The organism is Curtobacterium sp. Leaf183 (genome assembly GCF_001424385.1).
Classification (GTDB): domain Bacteria; phylum Actinomycetota; class Actinomycetes; order Actinomycetales; family Microbacteriaceae; genus Curtobacterium.
The window spans coordinates 146,924-161,844 of record NZ_LMPO01000012.1 but is presented as its reverse complement, the minus strand read 5'-3'; the positions used below and the strand labels follow the sequence as shown (position 1 = coordinate 161,844).

Below are 14,921 nucleotides of genomic sequence, written 5' to 3'. Positions count from 1 at the left end.
TGGTTCCTGGCAGGCTCGGGCCCGAAGTCCCCCAGGAGGACTCCAGTGTCGAACGCAGCAACCGAGACCGTGGCGGCTCCGGCCCGCACCGCCACCAAGCGCACGATCCTCATGTGCAAGCCGGACTTCTACACGGTCAGCTACCGGATCAACCCGTGGATGCACCCGGAAGAGCCGACGGACACGTCCAAGGCCGTCCAACAGTGGCAGTCGCTCGTCGCGGTCTACGAGCAGCTCGGCTTCGACATCTCGTACATCGACCCCATCGACGGCCTGCCGGACATGGTCTACGCGGCGAACGGCGGCTTCGTGCTCGACGGTGTCGCGTACGGCGCCAAGTTCCAGTACCCCGAGCGGCAGCCCGAGGGCCCCGCGTACATGGACTGGTTCCGCAGCGCCGGCCTGACCGTCGCAGAACCGCGTGAGACGAACGAGGGCGAAGGCGACTTCCTGCTCATCGGGAACACGATCTACGCGGGCACCGGCTTCCGGTCGGACAGCACGTCGCACGAAGAGCTCGCCGAGGTCTACGGCCGCGAGGTCGTCACCCTCAAGCTCATCAACCCGAGCTTCTACCACCTGGACACCGCCATCGCCGTGCTCGACCCCGAGCCGTCCGCGGACGGGACCAGCAACATCGCGTACCTCGAGAGCGCGTTCGACGAGCCCTCGTTGGCGATCCTGCGCGAGCGCTTCCCGGACGCGATCATCGCGACGGAGGAGGACGCCGCGATCCTCGGGCTGAACTCCTACTCCGACGGCTACAACATCGTGATCGCCTCGCGTGCGACCACGTTCGCCGAGCAGCTGCGCGAGAAGGGCTACAACCCGATCGGCGTCGACCTGTCCGAGCTGCTGCTCGGCGGCGGCGGCGTCAAGTGCTGCACGCTCGACCTGCACCCCGTCGGCACCGGCAACTCCGTGGCACGGTCCTGATGACCACCGCATCCACGGCGCTCGGCACCGCGACCGCGGCGGCGCTCGCCGTCGAGGACCGGGCCCTCGCCCACAACTACAGCCCCCTGCCCGTCGTGATCGCCTCCGGGGACGGCGCGACCGTCACCGACGTCGACGGCCGCACCTACCTGGACGGCCTGGCGGCGTACTCGGCGGTGAACTTCGGCCACGGCAACCCGCGGCTGCTCGATGCCGCGCGGGCACAGCTCGACCGCGTCACGCTGACCAGCCGTGCCTTCGTCAACGACCGCCTCGGGCCGTTCGCGGCGAGCTTGGCTGAGCTCACCGGTACCGACATGGTGCTGCCGATGAACACCGGTGCCGAAGCCGTCGAGTCCGCGATCAAGGTGTCGCGGGCGTGGGGCTACCGCGTCAAGGGCGTGCCCGCCGACCGCGCGACGATCATCGTCGCGAGCGGGAACTTCCACGGCCGGACGACGACGATCATCTCGTTCTCGGACGACCCCGACGCCCGCAACGACTTCGGTCCGTACACGCCGGGGTTCCGTACCGTGCCCTACGGTGACGCCGAGGCCCTCCGTGCCGCGATGGACGAGACCGTCGTCGCCGTGCTGCTCGAACCGATCCAGGGCGAGGGCGGCGTGGTCATCCCACCCGCGGAGTACCTGCCGTCCGTGCGCGACATCTGCGACGAGTTCGGTGCGCTGTTCGTCGCCGACGAGATCCAGTCCGGGCTCGGGCGCACCGGCCACACGCTCGCGGTGTCGCGCGTCGGTGTGCGGCCCGACCTCATCACCCTCGGCAAGGCGCTCGGCGGCGGGATCGTCCCGGTCTCGGCTGTCGTCGGCTCGCGTGACGTGCTCGGCGTCCTGCGTCCCGGCGAGCACGGGTCGACCTTCGGCGGCAACCCGCTGGCCGCGGCCGTCGGGGCCGAGGTCGTCGCGATGCTCGCCGAGGGCACGTTCCAGCAGCGGGCACTCGACGGTGAACCGCTGCTGCGCGGGCTGCTCGAGGACCTGGTCGGCAAGGGCGTCGTCGCACACCGCGTCGCCGGGCTGTGGGCCGGCATCGACATCGACCCGGTGATCGGCACCGGCAAGGAGATCGCGAAGGCCATGGCGGCACGCGGGGTCCTCGTCAAGGACACCCACGGGTCGACGATCCGCTTCGCGCCCCCGCTCGTCGTGACCGACGACCAGGTCGCCGAGGCGATCGACGCACTGGGCTCGGTCCTGCGCGACCGCAGCTGACGCGCCGGACCCGCACCGGGCCTCCCGTCCNCTCGCACCACGTGATCACGTGGTGCGAGCCGGTTCGCGTTGTGCGTCGACGTGTGGAACCGCGGTTCGCGGGCCGCGTCTAGACCGCCCAGCGCTCCGCGAGCTGGTCCATCAGCGCATCGAGACGCTCGTCGATGACCTGTTCCTCCGGGTGCGCCTCGTACCAGGCGATGACCTCGCGCACACCCTGCCGGTAGGGCGTCCGCGGCCGGTACCACGGCACGAGCGAGCGGATCTTGCTGTTGTCGAACACCGAGCTGTTCGCCTTGTCGCCGAGCAGCGCCGCCCCCCACTCGGCGTCGACGGCGTTGATCGCGTCCGCGGGCACGTGCACGATCTGCAGGTCCTCGACGCCGGCCGCTGCTGCGATCTCGTGCGCGATCGCGTTCCAGGTCGGGGCCTCGTCGCTCGTGATCGTGAACGCCTCGCCGATCGCCGACGCGTTGTCGAGGAGCCCGGTGAACCCGACCGCGAAGTCACGGCTGTGGGTGAGCGTCCACAGGCTGCTGCCGTCGCCCGTGATGATGACGGGCTTGCCCGCGCGCATCCGCGCCACCGCCGTCCACCCACCAGACAGCGGCAGCTTGGTCTCGTCGTAGGTGTGTGAGGGCCGGACGATCGTCACCGGGAAGTCCTGCTCGCGGTACGCCTGCATCAGCAGGTCCTCGCACGCGATCTTGTCCCGCGAGTACTGCCAGAACGGGTTCTTCAGCGGCGTCGACTCGGTGATCGGCAGGTGTGTCGCCGGGGTCTGGTACGCCGAGGCCGAACTGATGAACACGTACTGGTTGGTCCGCCCGGCGAAGAAGTCGATGTCCGCCTGCACCTGGTCCGGGGTGAAGGCGATCCAGTTCACCACCGAGTCGAAGCGGCGGTCACCGAGTGCCGCCGCCAGGGCGTCGCGGTCCGACACGTCGGCCTGGAGGCGCTCCACACCCTCGGGGAGCGGCCTGCCCCCGGTGGTCCCGCGGTTCAGGACGGTGACGTCGATCCCCTGTCGGGTCGCCTCCGTCACGCACGCGGCACTGATGACGCCGCTCCCGCCGATGAACAGGACACTCGCTCCGTTGCTGGTCATGTGCCCACGAAACCACGTGGGGCGTCGGGTGCCGCGCAGTTTCGGTGGTGGAGGTCCGTGGGTCGCCGCTCGCTCACGGTCGCGCCGCGATCACCGCGGGGAGGTCGGACACCTCGTCCGCCCAGGTGCCGGCGTGGGGCGAGACCCAGCGCAGGAGCTCCAGCGCCATCCGGTGGTCGCGTGCGAGGTCGCGGGAGTGGATCGGTTCGTGATGCGCAGCGCGGTTGCGGACGAAGTGCAGTTGCTGGAAGCGGCGCGCGACTTCCGCTCGTCGGACCCGGAGATCGGACGGGCCGCACGCGAACGCCCTGTGCAGCGCCGGTACCCAGAGTGACGCGTGGTACCGAGACTCGACGAGGTACCGCCAGAAGCCGAAGGTGAGTTCCGCGACCACCCGGCCGTGCACCTCCTCCCGTCGCCCTGCTCTCGTCGCGCGATGGCGGGCCTTGGCGAGGTCGCCGGAGCCCTGGCGGTCGAGCGGGACCACATCGAACCAGTCCGCCCGCGGCGGGCGGCGGTCGGCCCAGGCCACGAGTTCGCGATCGAGCGCATTGCGCGTCACCACCTCGACCAAGCCGGTGATGACGAGGACGCTGGCGGAGGCGCGGAGGTTCCACTCGTACAGGCGGACCGCCTCCGCGACGCTCGTCGTGTCGCGCCGGTACGACGCCAGTCGCACCGGAGAGATCAGCGCTGTCACTCGCTCAGGCGATGTTGCCACCCGCCCCCTCCAACCATGTACCCTCGATCACGAAGACCCCGGAACGATCCCTGGCTCAGGCCACATCGCCGGGGTTTCGTCTTTCTCGGCTTCCCCAATCCTCTGGTACTTCAGCATACTGGTCAGCGAGCTGCGGGTTGAGAGTCGTATCTGACCCCGGGACTACCGTCGCCCCGTGAGCCGCATCGACGCGGCCACGACAGGAGTGACACGCACATGGAGTACCGCTACCTCGGCAACTCGGGCCTCAAGGTCTCCGAGATCACCTACGGCAACTGGCTGACCCACGCGTCCCAGGTCGAGAACGACGCCGCGATCGCCTGCGTCCGGGCCGCGCTCGACGTCGGCATCTCGACGTTCGACACGGCCGACGTCTACGCGAACACCGGCGCCGAGACCGTCCTGGGCGAAGCCCTCAAGGGGGAGCGTCGTCAGTCGCTCGAGATCGCCACGAAGGTCTTCGGACCGACCGGCCCGAAGCAGCACAACGACACCGGGCTGAGCCGCAAGCACATCCTCGAGTCGATCGACGGCTCGCTCGGCCGCCTGCAGACCGACTACGTCGACCTGTACCAGGCGCACCGCTTCGACCACGAGACCCCGCTCGAAGAGACCATGCAGGCGTTCGCCGACATCGTGCGGCAGGGCAAGGTCCTGTACGTCGGTGTCTCGGAGTGGACCGCCGACCAGCTTCGGGCCGGAGCCGCACTGGCGAAGGAGCTCGGGTTCCAGCTCATCTCGAACCAGCCGCAGTACTCCGCGCTGTGGCGGGTCATCGAGGGCGAGGTCGTCCCCGCCTCGAAGGAGCTCGGCATCTCGCAGATCGTCTGGTCGCCCATCGCCCAGGGTGTGCTCACCGGCAAGTACAAGCCGGGACAGCCGCTGCCCGAGGGATCGCGTGCCACCGACGACAAGGGCGGCGCCGACATGATCAAGCGGTTCATGCGGGACGAGGTCCTGTCGTCCGTGCAGGAGCTCGAGCCGATCGCGAAGGAGCTGAACCTGTCGATGGCGCAGCTCGCCGTGGCGTGGGTCCTGCAGAACGAGAACGTCGCCTCGGCGATCATCGGTGCGTCGCGCCCGGAGCAGGTGCACGACAACGCCGGCGCCGCTGGCGTGGAGATCCCGGCCGAGCTGATGTCCCGCATCGACGACGCCCTCGGTGGTGTCGTGGAGCGCGACCCGGCCAAGACGAACGACAGCAGCCCGAAGACCCGCGAGGCCTGACCCCGGCACAGAACCACGAGACGGACACGGCACCGCGAACGACCACGGTGCGGTGTCCGTCCCGAGGTTCCGTGCGGACGACCCCGGAAACGGAGAAGGCCCCTCACTCGCGTGAGGGGCCTTACTCCGTGGCTGGACACGGCATCGATCCGTGGACCTTTCGATTTTCAGTCGAACGCTCTACCAACTGAGCTATCCAGCCGTGGCGACCCTGACGGGACTTGAACCCGCGACCTCCGCCGTGACAGGGCGGCACGCTAACCAGCTGCGCTACAGGGCCATGTTGAATTGCTGTTCGATGCTGATCTGTGCTGCTTGCTGTCTCACGAGGAGTGACCCCAACGGGATTCGAACCCGTGCTGCCGCCGTGAAAGGGCGGTGTCCTAGGCCACTAAACGATGGGGCCGCAAGCAGTACATCGCTGCACCGGAGACCAAGCATACGGAAGCCCTGCGTGGATGACAAATCGAGTCGCTCGAGCCCGGGCCGCCCGGCGTGTCGCCGCCGCATCGTCCCCGTCGGCGGGCTTCACTCGCGACGGACCCGGCAGTGATCCGGGATCCGATTCTGCGCCGTCGGTGTTCGAGTGCGACCATCGTCGTCGGACCCTGTCCCTCGTGCGAGGGGCTGCCCCGGGCCGGCACCTGTTGTTACTGTTGCGGTTGTTGACAGTGTTACGTGCGTGAGCCATGCCGCGCTGTTACGAAATCGAGATGTATGTCGACCTCACTCACTCTGATCCCCCGCTTCCGCCGCCGCGTCATCGCCGCCGCGGTCGCCGTCGTCCTCACCGCAGGGGCGATCGCCGCGTTCGCACCCGCTGACGGGGCGTCGGCGACCAGCTACCCGAGCTGGGACGACGTGCAGGCCGCCAAGGCGTCCCAGTCGGCGCAGCAGGACAAGGTGACGGAGATCAAGGGCCTGATCGCCGACCTGACGAGCCAGGCCGCCGCCAAGCAGAAGTCGGCCGAGGCTGCCGGCACGGCGTACCAGACGGCGCAGACGAAGTACGACGCCGCGACGCTGCAGCAGCAGAAGCTCCAGCAGCAGGCCGACGAGTCCGAGAAGACCGCCGCCCAGTCCGAGGCCCAGGCCGGACAGCTCGCGGCGCAGCTCGGGCGAGCGAGTGCGAACGACGTCACGACCGACCTCCTGACGCACCCCACCGACTCGAAGGACTACCTGTACGAGCTCGGCGCGATCTCGAAACTCAGCGAGCAGGCCGACGGCATCTACTCGCAGGCGACGCAGGACCGCGGCACGGCACAGGCCGAGTCGGACAAGGCGGACGTCGCGAAGAAGGCCCTCGGGGACCTGGCCGACGCCGCCCAGCAGAAGATGCGGGCTGCCCAGTCCGCCGCCGACGCTGCTCAGACGGCCGTCGACGCCCAGAACGACAACCAGTCGCGGCTCGAAGCGCAGCTCACACTCCTGACGTCGAACGCCACCGACGTCGAGGCCAAGTACAACAAGGGCGTCGAGGTCGAGAAGGCCCGGCAGGCCGCGCTCGCCAAGCAGCGCGCTGACCAGGCCCGAGCGGCGGCAGCGGCTGCTGCGGCGGCCGCGCGGAACGCGCCCGCGCCGAGCAGCGGCGGGTCCAGCGGCTCCGGGTCCAGCGGATCCGGCGGCGGTGCCCCGACCTCGTCCGGCTGGGTCCGCCCGAGCGCCGGCTACCAGACGAGCCCCTACGGCTACCGCATCGACCCGTACACCGGCGCGCACGCACTGCACGCCGGCGTCGACCTGGCACCGGGCTGCTACTCGCCGATCTACGCCGCGCACGAGGGCACCGTGACCTTCGCCGGCAACGGTGGCGGGTACGGCAACGAGGTCATCCTCGACAACGGCGGCGGCATCTCCACCGCCTACGGCCACATCGTCAACGGCGGCATCATGGTCGGCAACGGCCAGCACGTCTCCGCCGGGCAGCAGATCGCCCAGGTCGGTTCGACCGGCTGGTCCACGGGCTGCCACCTCCACTTCGAGACCCGGGTGAACGGCGCCGCCGTCGACCCGGTCCCCTTCATGGCTGCGCGGGGGATCTCGGTATGACCGTGTGCGCGCCCGAGAGGCACTGACACCACATGAAGAAGCCTGCGCGTTCCCTCGCCTGCGGCATCGCCACCGTCTCGTTGCTCGGCATCGGACTCTCGGTGGGGATCGCGGGACCAGCCGGAGCGACCCCCGCGAAGGCCCCGTCGTGGGCGGACGTGCAGGCGGCGAAGTCCGACCAGGCCGAGTCGCAGCAGACGGTCGACGAGCTCGCCTCGCGCCTGTCATCGCTGCAGGACTCCGCCGACCAGGCCGGCGTCGTGGTGCAGCAGGCCGGCCAGACCTACGCGTTGGCCGCGTCCGAGCAGCAGGAGGCCCAGTCCACGCTCGACGACCTGACCTCGCAGGCCAAGCGGGCGAAGGCAGCGGCGGACGAGTCCGCGGGCCAGGTCGCTGCGCTCGTGGTCGAGCTCTCGCGGAGCGGCGGTGGTGACCTGTCGACGAGCATGCTCGTGGACGCCTCGGACGCGAAGGACCTGCTCTACCAGGTCGGCACGATGACGCACCTGTCCGAGCGGTCGGCCACGGTCCTGGCCAAGGCGCAGGCGGACCAGAACACCGTGGACGCACTCGCGGCGCAGAAGCGCCAGGCGACCACGGCCCTGGCGACCGCGACCGACGCCACGAAGACCGCCCTCGACACCGCGAACTCCGTCGCGGCCCGGGCGAACGGCAAGCTCCAGGACGCGCAGAGCCAGCAGGACGAGGTGCTCGAGCAGCTCGCCTTCCTCAAGGGCACGACGGTGGCAACCGAGAGCGCGTACTACAGCGACCAGCGCGCGAAGCAGGCGGAGACGCAGCTCGCGGCGCAGGCGACGAAGGACGCCGCCAGCGGAACGGGTGCACCCACGCGCACGACGACGTCGAACAACCCCGCACCGAGCACCGGGTCCGGCAACACCGGCGGTGGCAACACCGGCGGCGGCAACAGCGGCGGCGGCAACAGCGGCGGCAGCAACAGCAACCCGGCCCCGGCTCCCGCAGCACCTGCCCCGGCGAAGCCGAGCACGCCGTCGAAGCCGGCACCCGCACCGGCACCGGCTCCCGCCCCGGCCCCGGCCCCGGCTCCCGCGCCGGCACCAGCCCCGAGTACCCCGTCGAAGGCGGCCGGCGCGATCGCCTACGCCCGCGCCCAGCTCGGCAAGCCGTACGTGCTGGGCGGCGCCGGCCCGAACACGTGGGACTGCTCCGGCCTGGTGATGATGGCCTACAGCTCGCAGGGCATCTCGACCGGCGGGCACAACGTCGTCTGGCAGTACAACCACTTCGCATCGATCGGACGCCTGGTCCCGCTGTCGCAGCGTCAGGCCGGCGACATCCTGTTCTACTCGTCGAACGGTGCGGCCTCCGGCGGCTACCACGACACGATCTACACGGGCGGTGGCCGCATGATCGAGGCCGCTCGCCCCGGGGTCGGCGTGGTCGAGCGCGCGGTCTGGGGCACCGGTGACCTGCTGCCCTACGTCGCCCGCCCCTCCGGCTCGATGTAGCTCCTGCACACCGAGGCGCATCGCGCCCCACAACGAACATCGCGCCCCGTGGAGACGGGGCGCGATGTCGTTGCGGGGGTGCGATCGGCTGGCGACGGCGACGCCGCCCGCTGAACGACCGGTGTCAGTGCGCGCTGGGCACGTACGCGGCCTGGCCGGCCGTGACGATCGCCTCGGCCTCGGCAGCGTCGCCCCAGCCCTCGGCCTTGACCCACTTGTTCGGCTCGAGGTCCTTGTAGCGCTCGAAGAAGTGCGCGATCTCGGCCTTGGTCTGCTCGTCGACGTCCGAGATGTCCTGGATGTGGGCCCAGCGCGGGTCCTTCGCGGGGACGACGAGGACCTTCGCGTCGATGCCGGCCTCGTCGCTCATCTTGAAGACGCCGACCGGGCGGACCTTGACGCCGACGCCCGGGAACGTCGGGTACTCGAGCAGCAGCAGCGCGTCCACGGGGTCGCCGTCGTCCGCCAGGGTCTGCTCGAAGAAGCCGTAGTCGGTCGGGTAGACGAACGACGTGAACAGCACGCGGTCGAGGTACACGCGACCGGTCTCGTGGTCCACCTCGTACTTGTTGCGGCTGCCCTTGGGGATCTCGACGACGACGTCGTACGCGGCCATGTCTGCACTCCTGGTGTGTCGGTGGGGCTGTCGGTGGTCCCGAGAGCGCGGCTAACGTTACCGGGTGAACTCTCCGCGTCCCCGGCTCGACCCCGCCGTCGCCGCGACCCGGCTGGCGGTCCGCGGCCTGCTCGCCCGGGCACGGGACGAGCGGCTCGTCCACGACGGCGACGTGGTGCTCGTCGCGCTGAGCGGCGGGCCGGACTCGCTCGCGCTCGCGGCGGCCACCGCGTTCGAGGCGACCAAGCAGGGGCTCCGCGCCGGCGCGGTGGTCGTGGACCACGCGCTGCAGGCGGGTTCCGAGGCGGTGGCGAGCCGGGCCTCCAGGCAGGCCGCCGAGCTGGGACTCGAACCGGTGACGGTCCGTCGGGTCATGGTCGGCTCCGACGGTGGTCCCGAGGGCGCCGCCCGGGAGGCCCGCCACGCGGCCGTCGCCCAGGTCGCGGCCGACGTCGGGTCACCCCTGGTGCTCTTCGGTCACACCCTGGACGACCAGGCCGAGACGGTGCTGCTCGGCCTGCTGCGCGGCAGCGGGCCGGACAGCCTGTCCGGCATGCCGCCGCTCGCGCGGCGGGACGACGGGCCGGCCTACGGTCGACCCCTGCTGACGGTCCGGCGTCACACGACCCGGCAGGCCTGCGCTGCCGCCGGGCTCGCGCCGTGGCACGACCCGCACAACGACGACGGGGCGTTCACCCGCGTGCGTGTCCGGAACGCCGTGATGCCGGTGCTCGAGCGGGAGCTCGGCGTCGACGTGGCCGAGGCCCTGGCCCGCACGGCCGACCAGCTGCGCGAGGACGCGGCGGCGCTCGACCACTTCGCCGAGGAGATGGCCGAGGACCTCGCCGAGCACTCCGAGGCCGGCATCGCACTGTCGGTGCGGCAGCTGCAGGCGAACCCGCCGGCCCTCCGCCAGCGCCTGGTGCGCCTGGCGGTCGAGAGCGAGTTCGGCGTGACGCTGTCCCGCCTCCAGACGCTCGAGGTCTGCCGGCTCGTGACCGAGTGGAACGGGCAGGGGCCGATCGACCTGCCCGGCATCCGGGTGTCCCGCGACGGCGACCGGCTGTCGTTCTCGGCCGCCTAGGGCCGGTTAGGCTGGACCGGTGGAACTCTCCGACGTGCAGGACGACCTCTCCGAAGTGCTCTTCACCCCCGAGCAGATCGACGACAAGATCGCCGAGCTCGCCGCGGCGGTCGACCGCGACTACGCCGACAAGGACCCGCTGCTGGTCGGCGTCCTCAAGGGCGCGGTCATGGTCATGGCGGACTTCTCCCGCCACCTGACCCTGCAGGCGAAGATGGACTGGATGGCCGTGTCGTCGTACGGCTCCGGCACGAAGTCGTCCGGCGTGGTGCGGATCCTCAAGGACCTCGACACCGACCTGCACGGTCGCGACGTCATCATCGTCGAGGACATCATCGACTCCGGGCTCACGCTGTCGTGGCTCAAGCAGAACCTCGAGTCCCGCGGCGCCGCCAGTGTCGAGATCGTCACGCTGCTGCGCAAGCCCGAGGCCGCCAAGGTCCAGGTCGACGTCCGCTACGTCGGCTACGACATCCCCGACGCCTTCGTGGTGGGCTTCGGGCTCGACTACGACGAGCGCTACCGCAACCTCCGGGGCATCGGCGTCCTGGCCCCGCACATCTACTCGTAGACGAACCGGGAGTTCGCCCGCAGAGGACACCCATTCTCGCCACAGAATCGCGGCCGTATGCTGGCGAGCACGCAACTTACGGCAGAGAAAGGCTCGGGCCACAGCGCCCGGATCACATGGACTTCAAGCGCATCCTCCGCGGGCCGTACCTCTACGTGCTCATCGCACTCGTGGGGATCTGGATCGGATGGGCTTTCATCAGCCAGTCCGGCACGCAGCAGATCGACACCCAGAAGGGGCTCGAGCAGCTCTCTGACGGCAAGGTCTCCTCTGCGGTGGTCAACTCCACCGAGCAGCGGGTCGACCTCACGCTCAAGGACGGCGGCACGACCGAGCAGTTCTACTACTCGACGCCGCGTGGTGCCGAAGTGGTCGACGCGATCGCTCAGGCCGACCTCCCCAAGGGCTACAACGACACCGTCCAGCAGTCGAACTGGTTCGTCTCGCTCGTCCTGACGCTCCTGCCGTTCCTGCTGATCCTCGGCCTGTTCTGGTTCCTGCTCTCGAGCGCCCAGGGCGGCGGCTCGAAGGTCATGCAGTTCGGCAAGTCCAAGGCGAAGATGAACAACAAGGAGAACCCGCAGGTCTCCTTCGCGGACGTCGCCGGTTCGGACGAGGCGATCGAGGAACTCCACGAGATCAAGGAGTTCCTGAAGGAGCCGGCCAAGTTCCAGGCCGTCGGCGCCAAGATCCCGAAGGGCGTGCTGCTGTACGGCCCTCCCGGAACCGGCAAGACCCTGCTCGCGCGCGCCGTCGCCGGCGAGGCGGGGGTCCCGTTCTACTCGATCTCCGGCTCGGACTTCGTCGAGATGTTCGTCGGTGTCGGTGCCAGCCGTGTGCGTGACCTCTTCGAGCAGGCCAAGGCCAACTCGCCCGCCATCGTCTTCATCGACGAGATCGACGCCGTCGGTCGTCACCGTGGTGCCGGCATCGGCGGTGGCAACGACGAGCGCGAGCAGACGTTGAACCAGCTGCTCGTCGAGATGGACGGCTTCGACGGCAAGACGAACGTCATCCTGATCGCCGCGACGAACCGTCCCGACGTGCTCGACCCCGCGCTGCTGCGCCCGGGCCGCTTCGACCGCCAGATCGGCGTCGACGCGCCGGGTCTCGCCGGCCGCAAGCAGATCCTCGAGGTGCACGCGAAGGGCAAGCCGCTCGCCGCGAGCGTCGACCTCGAGCTCCTCGCCCGCAAGACGCCCGGGTTCACCGGCGCCGACCTGGCGAACGTCCTGAACGAGGCTGCGCTGCTCACGGCCCGCTCGAACGCGCAGCTCATCGACAACCGTGCCCTCGACGAGGCGGTCGACCGGGTGATGGCCGGTCCGCAGCGCCGTACGCGCATCATGTCCGACCAGGAGCGCCTGATCACGGCCTACCACGAGGGCGGCCACGCCCTGGCGGCGGCGGCGATGCGGCACACCGACCCGGTCACGAAGATCACGATCCTGCCGCGCGGCCGCGCCCTCGGTTACACGATGGTGCTCCCGCTCGAGGACAAGTACTCCGTCACGCGCAACGAACTGCTCGACCAGCTCACCTACGCCATGGGTGGCCGCGTCGCCGAGGAGATCGTCTTCCACGACCCGACCACGGGTGCGTCGAACGACATCGAGAAGGCCACGGGCACCGCCCGCAAGATGGTCACCGAGTACGGCATGAGCCAGGCCGTGGGGTCCGTCAAGCTCGGCGCCGGGTCGACCGAGCCGTTCGTCGGTCGTGACATGAGCGGCGGCACGGGGCGCGACTACTCGGAGAACATCGCCGAGATGGTCGACGCCGAGACCCGTGCCCTGCTCGAGGCCGCGCACGACGAGGCCTACCAGGTGCTCAACGACAACCGCGACATCCTCGACCGTCTGGCGGGTGAGCTCCTCGAGAAGGAGACGCTCGACGCGCCGGAGCTCGTCGAGATGTTCAAGGACGTCCGCAAGCTGCCGGAGCGCCCGCAGTGGCTCTCCAGCGACAAGCGTCCGGTCAGCACGCTCCCCGCGATCGACGTCCCCGGCAAGGCGGCGAACACCGCGTCCGAGTCGAACGACCGCGAGCAGTCGAAGACCCCGCGTCACCGTCCGTTCGGCAACCCGGGCATCGCTCCCGCCTAGCCCCGGATGACCGACCTCCCGACGAGACGGGACCGCCGCCTCGCCGCGCCCGTCCGTCGCCATGACCCGGGTGTGCCCCAGAGCGGGCGCACCCGGGTCATGGGCATCCTCAACGTGACGCCGGACTCGTTCTCCGACGGCGGGCTGCATGCGGCGTACGACGCCGCGGTGGCGCACGCGCGCGACCTCGTCACGGCGGGCGCGGACCTCGTCGACGTCGGTGGCGAGTCCACCCGACCCGGTGCGGAGCGCGTGCCGGTCGAGGTCGAGCAGCAGCGGGTACTCCCGGTGATCGAGCAGCTCGTCGCCGAGGGCATCGCGGTCAGCGTCGACACCATGAACGCGGCGACGGCCGAGCGCGCGGTCGAGCTGGGTGCCGTCATCGTGAACGACGTGTCCGGCGGGCTGGCCGACGACGACATGGCCCGGGTCGTGGCGTCCACGGGCTGCGGCTTCGTCGTGATGCACTGGCGGGGCCACAGCGACCGGATGTACCGCGACGCCGTGTACGAGCACGCGGTCGACGAGGTCCGGCGCGAGGTCGAGATGCGGGTCGCCGAGCTCATCGTGCTCGGGGTGCGCCAGGAGCAGGTCGTCATCGACCCGGGGCTCGGGTTCGCCAAGGAGGGCGCCCAGAACTGGGAGATCCTGGCGGGGTACGAGCGGTTCGCCTCGATCGGCCTGCCCGTGCTCGTCGCCGCGTCGCGCAAGCGGTTCCTGGACGGTGTCGGCAGCCCGGCGGGCGCACCACCGGCGGAGCGCGACCTCGCGACCGCCGCCATCAGCCTGTTGGCAGCAGAACGCGGCGCCTGGGGCGTCCGCGTGCACGACCCGGAACCGACGCGGGCCGTGCTCGACGTCTGGGAAGCCTGGAGGGCAGCTCGATCGTGAACGACACCATCCGCCTGACTGGGGTCCGCGCCCGCGGCCACCACGGGGTCTTCGACCACGAGCGCGCCGACGGGCAGGACTTCGTCGTCGACGTCGCGGTCGAGATCGACGCCCGCGCAGCCGCCGGTCCCGACGACCTCGACCAGACCGTCCACTACGGGGTGCTCGCCGAGCAGGTCGTCGCCGAGATCGAACGCGACCCGGTCGACCTGATCGAGACCCTGGCCGAGCGGATCGCCGCCGCGGTGCTGACCCACCGCGCGGCGCTGGCGACCGAGGTCACGGTGCACAAGCCGCAGGCGCCCATCACGGTGCCGTTCACCGACGTGTCGATCACGATCCGCCGCGAGCGGATGGCGGTCGACCCGGTCCCCGGAGCCGCGACGCCCCAGCCGCCCACTGCCGCCGTCGACGACCCGGACGCCACGTGACCCGCGCCGTCGTCGCCCTCGGCGCGAACCTCGGTGACCGGGGGAGCACCCTCCGCGCCGCGGCCGCCGCCGTCGTGGCGATCCCGGGCGTCACGGCGGTCGCGTCGAGCCACGAGGTCGAGTCGGTCGCCCTGACACTCGACGGCCTCGACACGGCGAAGCCCCGGTACCGGAACGCGGTCGTCGTGCTCGACACCGAGCTGGGGGCCCAGGCGCTGCTCGAGGCGCTGCACGTCGTCGAGGACACCCACGGTCGCACCCGCGAAGTCCGGTGGGGCGACCGCACGCTCGACCTCGACGTCATCACGTACGGCGACGAGCGCATCGCGACCGAGACGCTGGACGTGCCGCACCCGCGTGCGCACGAGCGGGCCTTCGTGCTGGCGCCGTGGCTCGACGCCGACCCCGGCGCGGTGCTGCCCGGTCGCGGGCCGGTCGCCGACCTGCTGGCCGCACT

At 70.5% G+C, this 14,921-nt stretch carries 14 protein-coding genes and 3 tRNA genes; 11 read left to right on the top strand and 6 right to left on the bottom strand.

Annotated features, from left to right (window positions below):
- The first annotated feature begins 45 nt into the window (after positions 1 to 45).
- Both ddaH and rocD read left to right on the top strand, forming a co-directional pair.
- On the top strand, positions 46 to 936 hold the full coding sequence (gene ddaH / locus ASG04_RS16605; protein ID WP_056126574.1) for a dimethylargininase: 891 nt from the start codon (positions 46 to 48) through the stop codon (positions 934 to 936).
- Positions 936 to 2,168 (top strand): ornithine--oxo-acid transaminase, encoded by a 1,233-nt coding sequence (gene rocD, locus ASG04_RS16600; RefSeq protein ID WP_056126572.1) that lies wholly within the window; start codon positions 936 to 938, stop codon positions 2,166 to 2,168. The genes ddaH and rocD overlap by 1 nt, the downstream gene beginning before the upstream one ends.
- Positions 2,169 to 2,277: 109 nt before the next feature.
- On the opposite strand, the gene ASG04_RS16595 is transcribed toward rocD, so the two are convergent.
- Positions 2,278 to 3,276 (bottom strand): NAD-dependent epimerase/dehydratase family protein, encoded by a 999-nt coding sequence (locus ASG04_RS16595; RefSeq protein WP_056126571.1) that lies wholly within the window; start codon positions 3,274 to 3,276, stop codon positions 2,278 to 2,280.
- Positions 3,277 to 3,349: 73 nt separating this feature from the next.
- Positions 3,350 to 3,976 carry a hypothetical protein gene (locus ASG04_RS16590; RefSeq protein WP_162241737.1) on the bottom strand — a complete coding sequence of 209 codons (627 nt, stop codon included), beginning with the start codon at positions 3,974 to 3,976 and terminating at the stop codon, positions 3,350 to 3,352.
- Positions 3,977 to 4,213: 237 nt separating this feature from the next.
- Here ASG04_RS16590 and ASG04_RS16585 point away from each other — a divergent pair, with 237 nt between their 5' ends.
- Entirely contained in the window at positions 4,214 to 5,224 is a 1,011-nt protein-coding gene (locus ASG04_RS16585; protein ID WP_056126567.1) for an aldo/keto reductase family protein, read from the top strand.
- Between the two features lie 129 nt (positions 5,225 to 5,353).
- On the opposite strand, the gene ASG04_RS16580 is transcribed toward ASG04_RS16585, so the two are convergent.
- From ASG04_RS16580 to ASG04_RS16570, 3 genes are all read right to left on the bottom strand, one after another.
- Positions 5,354 to 5,426, bottom strand: a tRNA-Phe gene (locus tag ASG04_RS16580).
- A 1-nt stretch (position 5,427) separates the two neighbouring features.
- Positions 5,428 to 5,504, bottom strand: a tRNA-Asp gene (locus ASG04_RS16575).
- Between the two features lie 53 nt (positions 5,505 to 5,557).
- A tRNA-Glu gene (locus ASG04_RS16570) sits at positions 5,558 to 5,630 on the bottom strand.
- 311 nt (positions 5,631 to 5,941) lie between these two features.
- Between ASG04_RS16570 and ASG04_RS16565 the strand changes: the two genes are divergently transcribed.
- Positions 5,942 to 7,276, top strand: coding sequence for a M23 family metallopeptidase (locus ASG04_RS16565; RefSeq protein WP_056126565.1), 1,335 nt, complete (start codon positions 5,942 to 5,944; stop codon positions 7,274 to 7,276).
- Between the two features lie 32 nt (positions 7,277 to 7,308).
- Positions 7,309 to 8,766, top strand: coding sequence for an NlpC/P60 family protein (locus ASG04_RS16560; RefSeq protein WP_056126563.1), 1,458 nt, complete (start codon positions 7,309 to 7,311; stop codon positions 8,764 to 8,766).
- Positions 8,767 to 8,890: 124 nt separating this feature from the next.
- Here ASG04_RS16560 and ASG04_RS16555 read toward each other — a convergent pair whose 3' ends face one another.
- Positions 8,891 to 9,382 (bottom strand): inorganic diphosphatase, encoded by a 492-nt coding sequence (locus ASG04_RS16555; protein ID WP_056126560.1) that lies wholly within the window; start codon positions 9,380 to 9,382, stop codon positions 8,891 to 8,893.
- A 64-nt stretch (positions 9,383 to 9,446) separates the two neighbouring features.
- On the opposite strand from ASG04_RS16555, the gene tilS reads away from it, so the two are divergent.
- The 6 genes from tilS to folK all read left to right on the top strand — a co-directional run.
- Positions 9,447 to 10,466 carry a tRNA lysidine(34) synthetase TilS gene (gene tilS / locus ASG04_RS16550; protein ID WP_056126558.1) on the top strand — a complete coding sequence of 340 codons (1,020 nt, stop codon included), beginning with the start codon at positions 9,447 to 9,449 and terminating at the stop codon, positions 10,464 to 10,466.
- A gap of 19 nt (positions 10,467 to 10,485) precedes the next feature.
- The gene (gene hpt / locus ASG04_RS16545) at positions 10,486 to 11,037 is read left to right on the top strand and encodes a hypoxanthine phosphoribosyltransferase (protein WP_056126556.1); all 552 of its coding nucleotides are present in this window, start codon (positions 10,486 to 10,488) and stop codon (positions 11,035 to 11,037) included.
- A 116-nt stretch (positions 11,038 to 11,153) separates the two neighbouring features.
- Positions 11,154 to 13,142 (top strand): ATP-dependent zinc metalloprotease FtsH, encoded by a 1,989-nt coding sequence (gene ftsH, locus ASG04_RS16540; protein WP_056126554.1) that lies wholly within the window; start codon positions 11,154 to 11,156, stop codon positions 13,140 to 13,142.
- Between the two features lie 6 nt (positions 13,143 to 13,148).
- Positions 13,149 to 14,033 carry a dihydropteroate synthase gene (folP, locus tag ASG04_RS16535; RefSeq protein ID WP_082518319.1) on the top strand — a complete coding sequence of 295 codons (885 nt, stop codon included), beginning with the start codon at positions 13,149 to 13,151 and terminating at the stop codon, positions 14,031 to 14,033.
- Positions 14,030 to 14,464, top strand: a complete 435-nt coding sequence (gene folB / locus ASG04_RS16530; RefSeq protein ID WP_056126550.1) for a dihydroneopterin aldolase — start codon at positions 14,030 to 14,032, stop codon at positions 14,462 to 14,464. Before folP ends, folB begins: the two co-directional genes overlap by 4 nt.
- Positions 14,461 to 14,921: 2-amino-4-hydroxy-6-hydroxymethyldihydropteridine diphosphokinase (gene folK, locus ASG04_RS16525; RefSeq protein WP_156463728.1), on the top strand; the 461-nt coding region annotated here is incomplete at its 3' end. The genes folB and folK, both read left to right, overlap by 4 nt.

Excerpts from the sequence above, each read along its gene's own strand:
- rocD (WP_056126572.1), top strand. The coding sequence starts at position 936 with ATGACCACCGCATCCACGGCGCTCGGCACCGCGACCGCGGCGGCGCTC.
- ASG04_RS16595 (WP_056126571.1), bottom strand. The coding sequence starts at position 3,276 with ATGACCAGCAACGGAGCGAGTGTCCTGTTCATCGGCGGGAGCGGCGTC.
- ASG04_RS16585 (WP_056126567.1), top strand. The coding sequence starts at position 4,214 with ATGGAGTACCGCTACCTCGGCAACTCGGGCCTCAAGGTCTCCGAGATC.
- ASG04_RS16565 (WP_056126565.1), top strand. The coding sequence starts at position 5,942 with ATGTCGACCTCACTCACTCTGATCCCCCGCTTCCGCCGCCGCGTCATC.
- ASG04_RS16560 (WP_056126563.1), top strand. The coding sequence starts at position 7,309 with ATGAAGAAGCCTGCGCGTTCCCTCGCCTGCGGCATCGCCACCGTCTCG.
- ASG04_RS16555 (WP_056126560.1), bottom strand. The coding sequence starts at position 9,382 with ATGGCCGCGTACGACGTCGTCGTCGAGATCCCCAAGGGCAGCCGCAAC.
- ftsH (WP_056126554.1), top strand. The coding sequence starts at position 11,154 with ATGGACTTCAAGCGCATCCTCCGCGGGCCGTACCTCTACGTGCTCATC.
- folP (WP_082518319.1), top strand. The coding sequence starts at position 13,149 with ATGACCGACCTCCCGACGAGACGGGACCGCCGCCTCGCCGCGCCCGTC.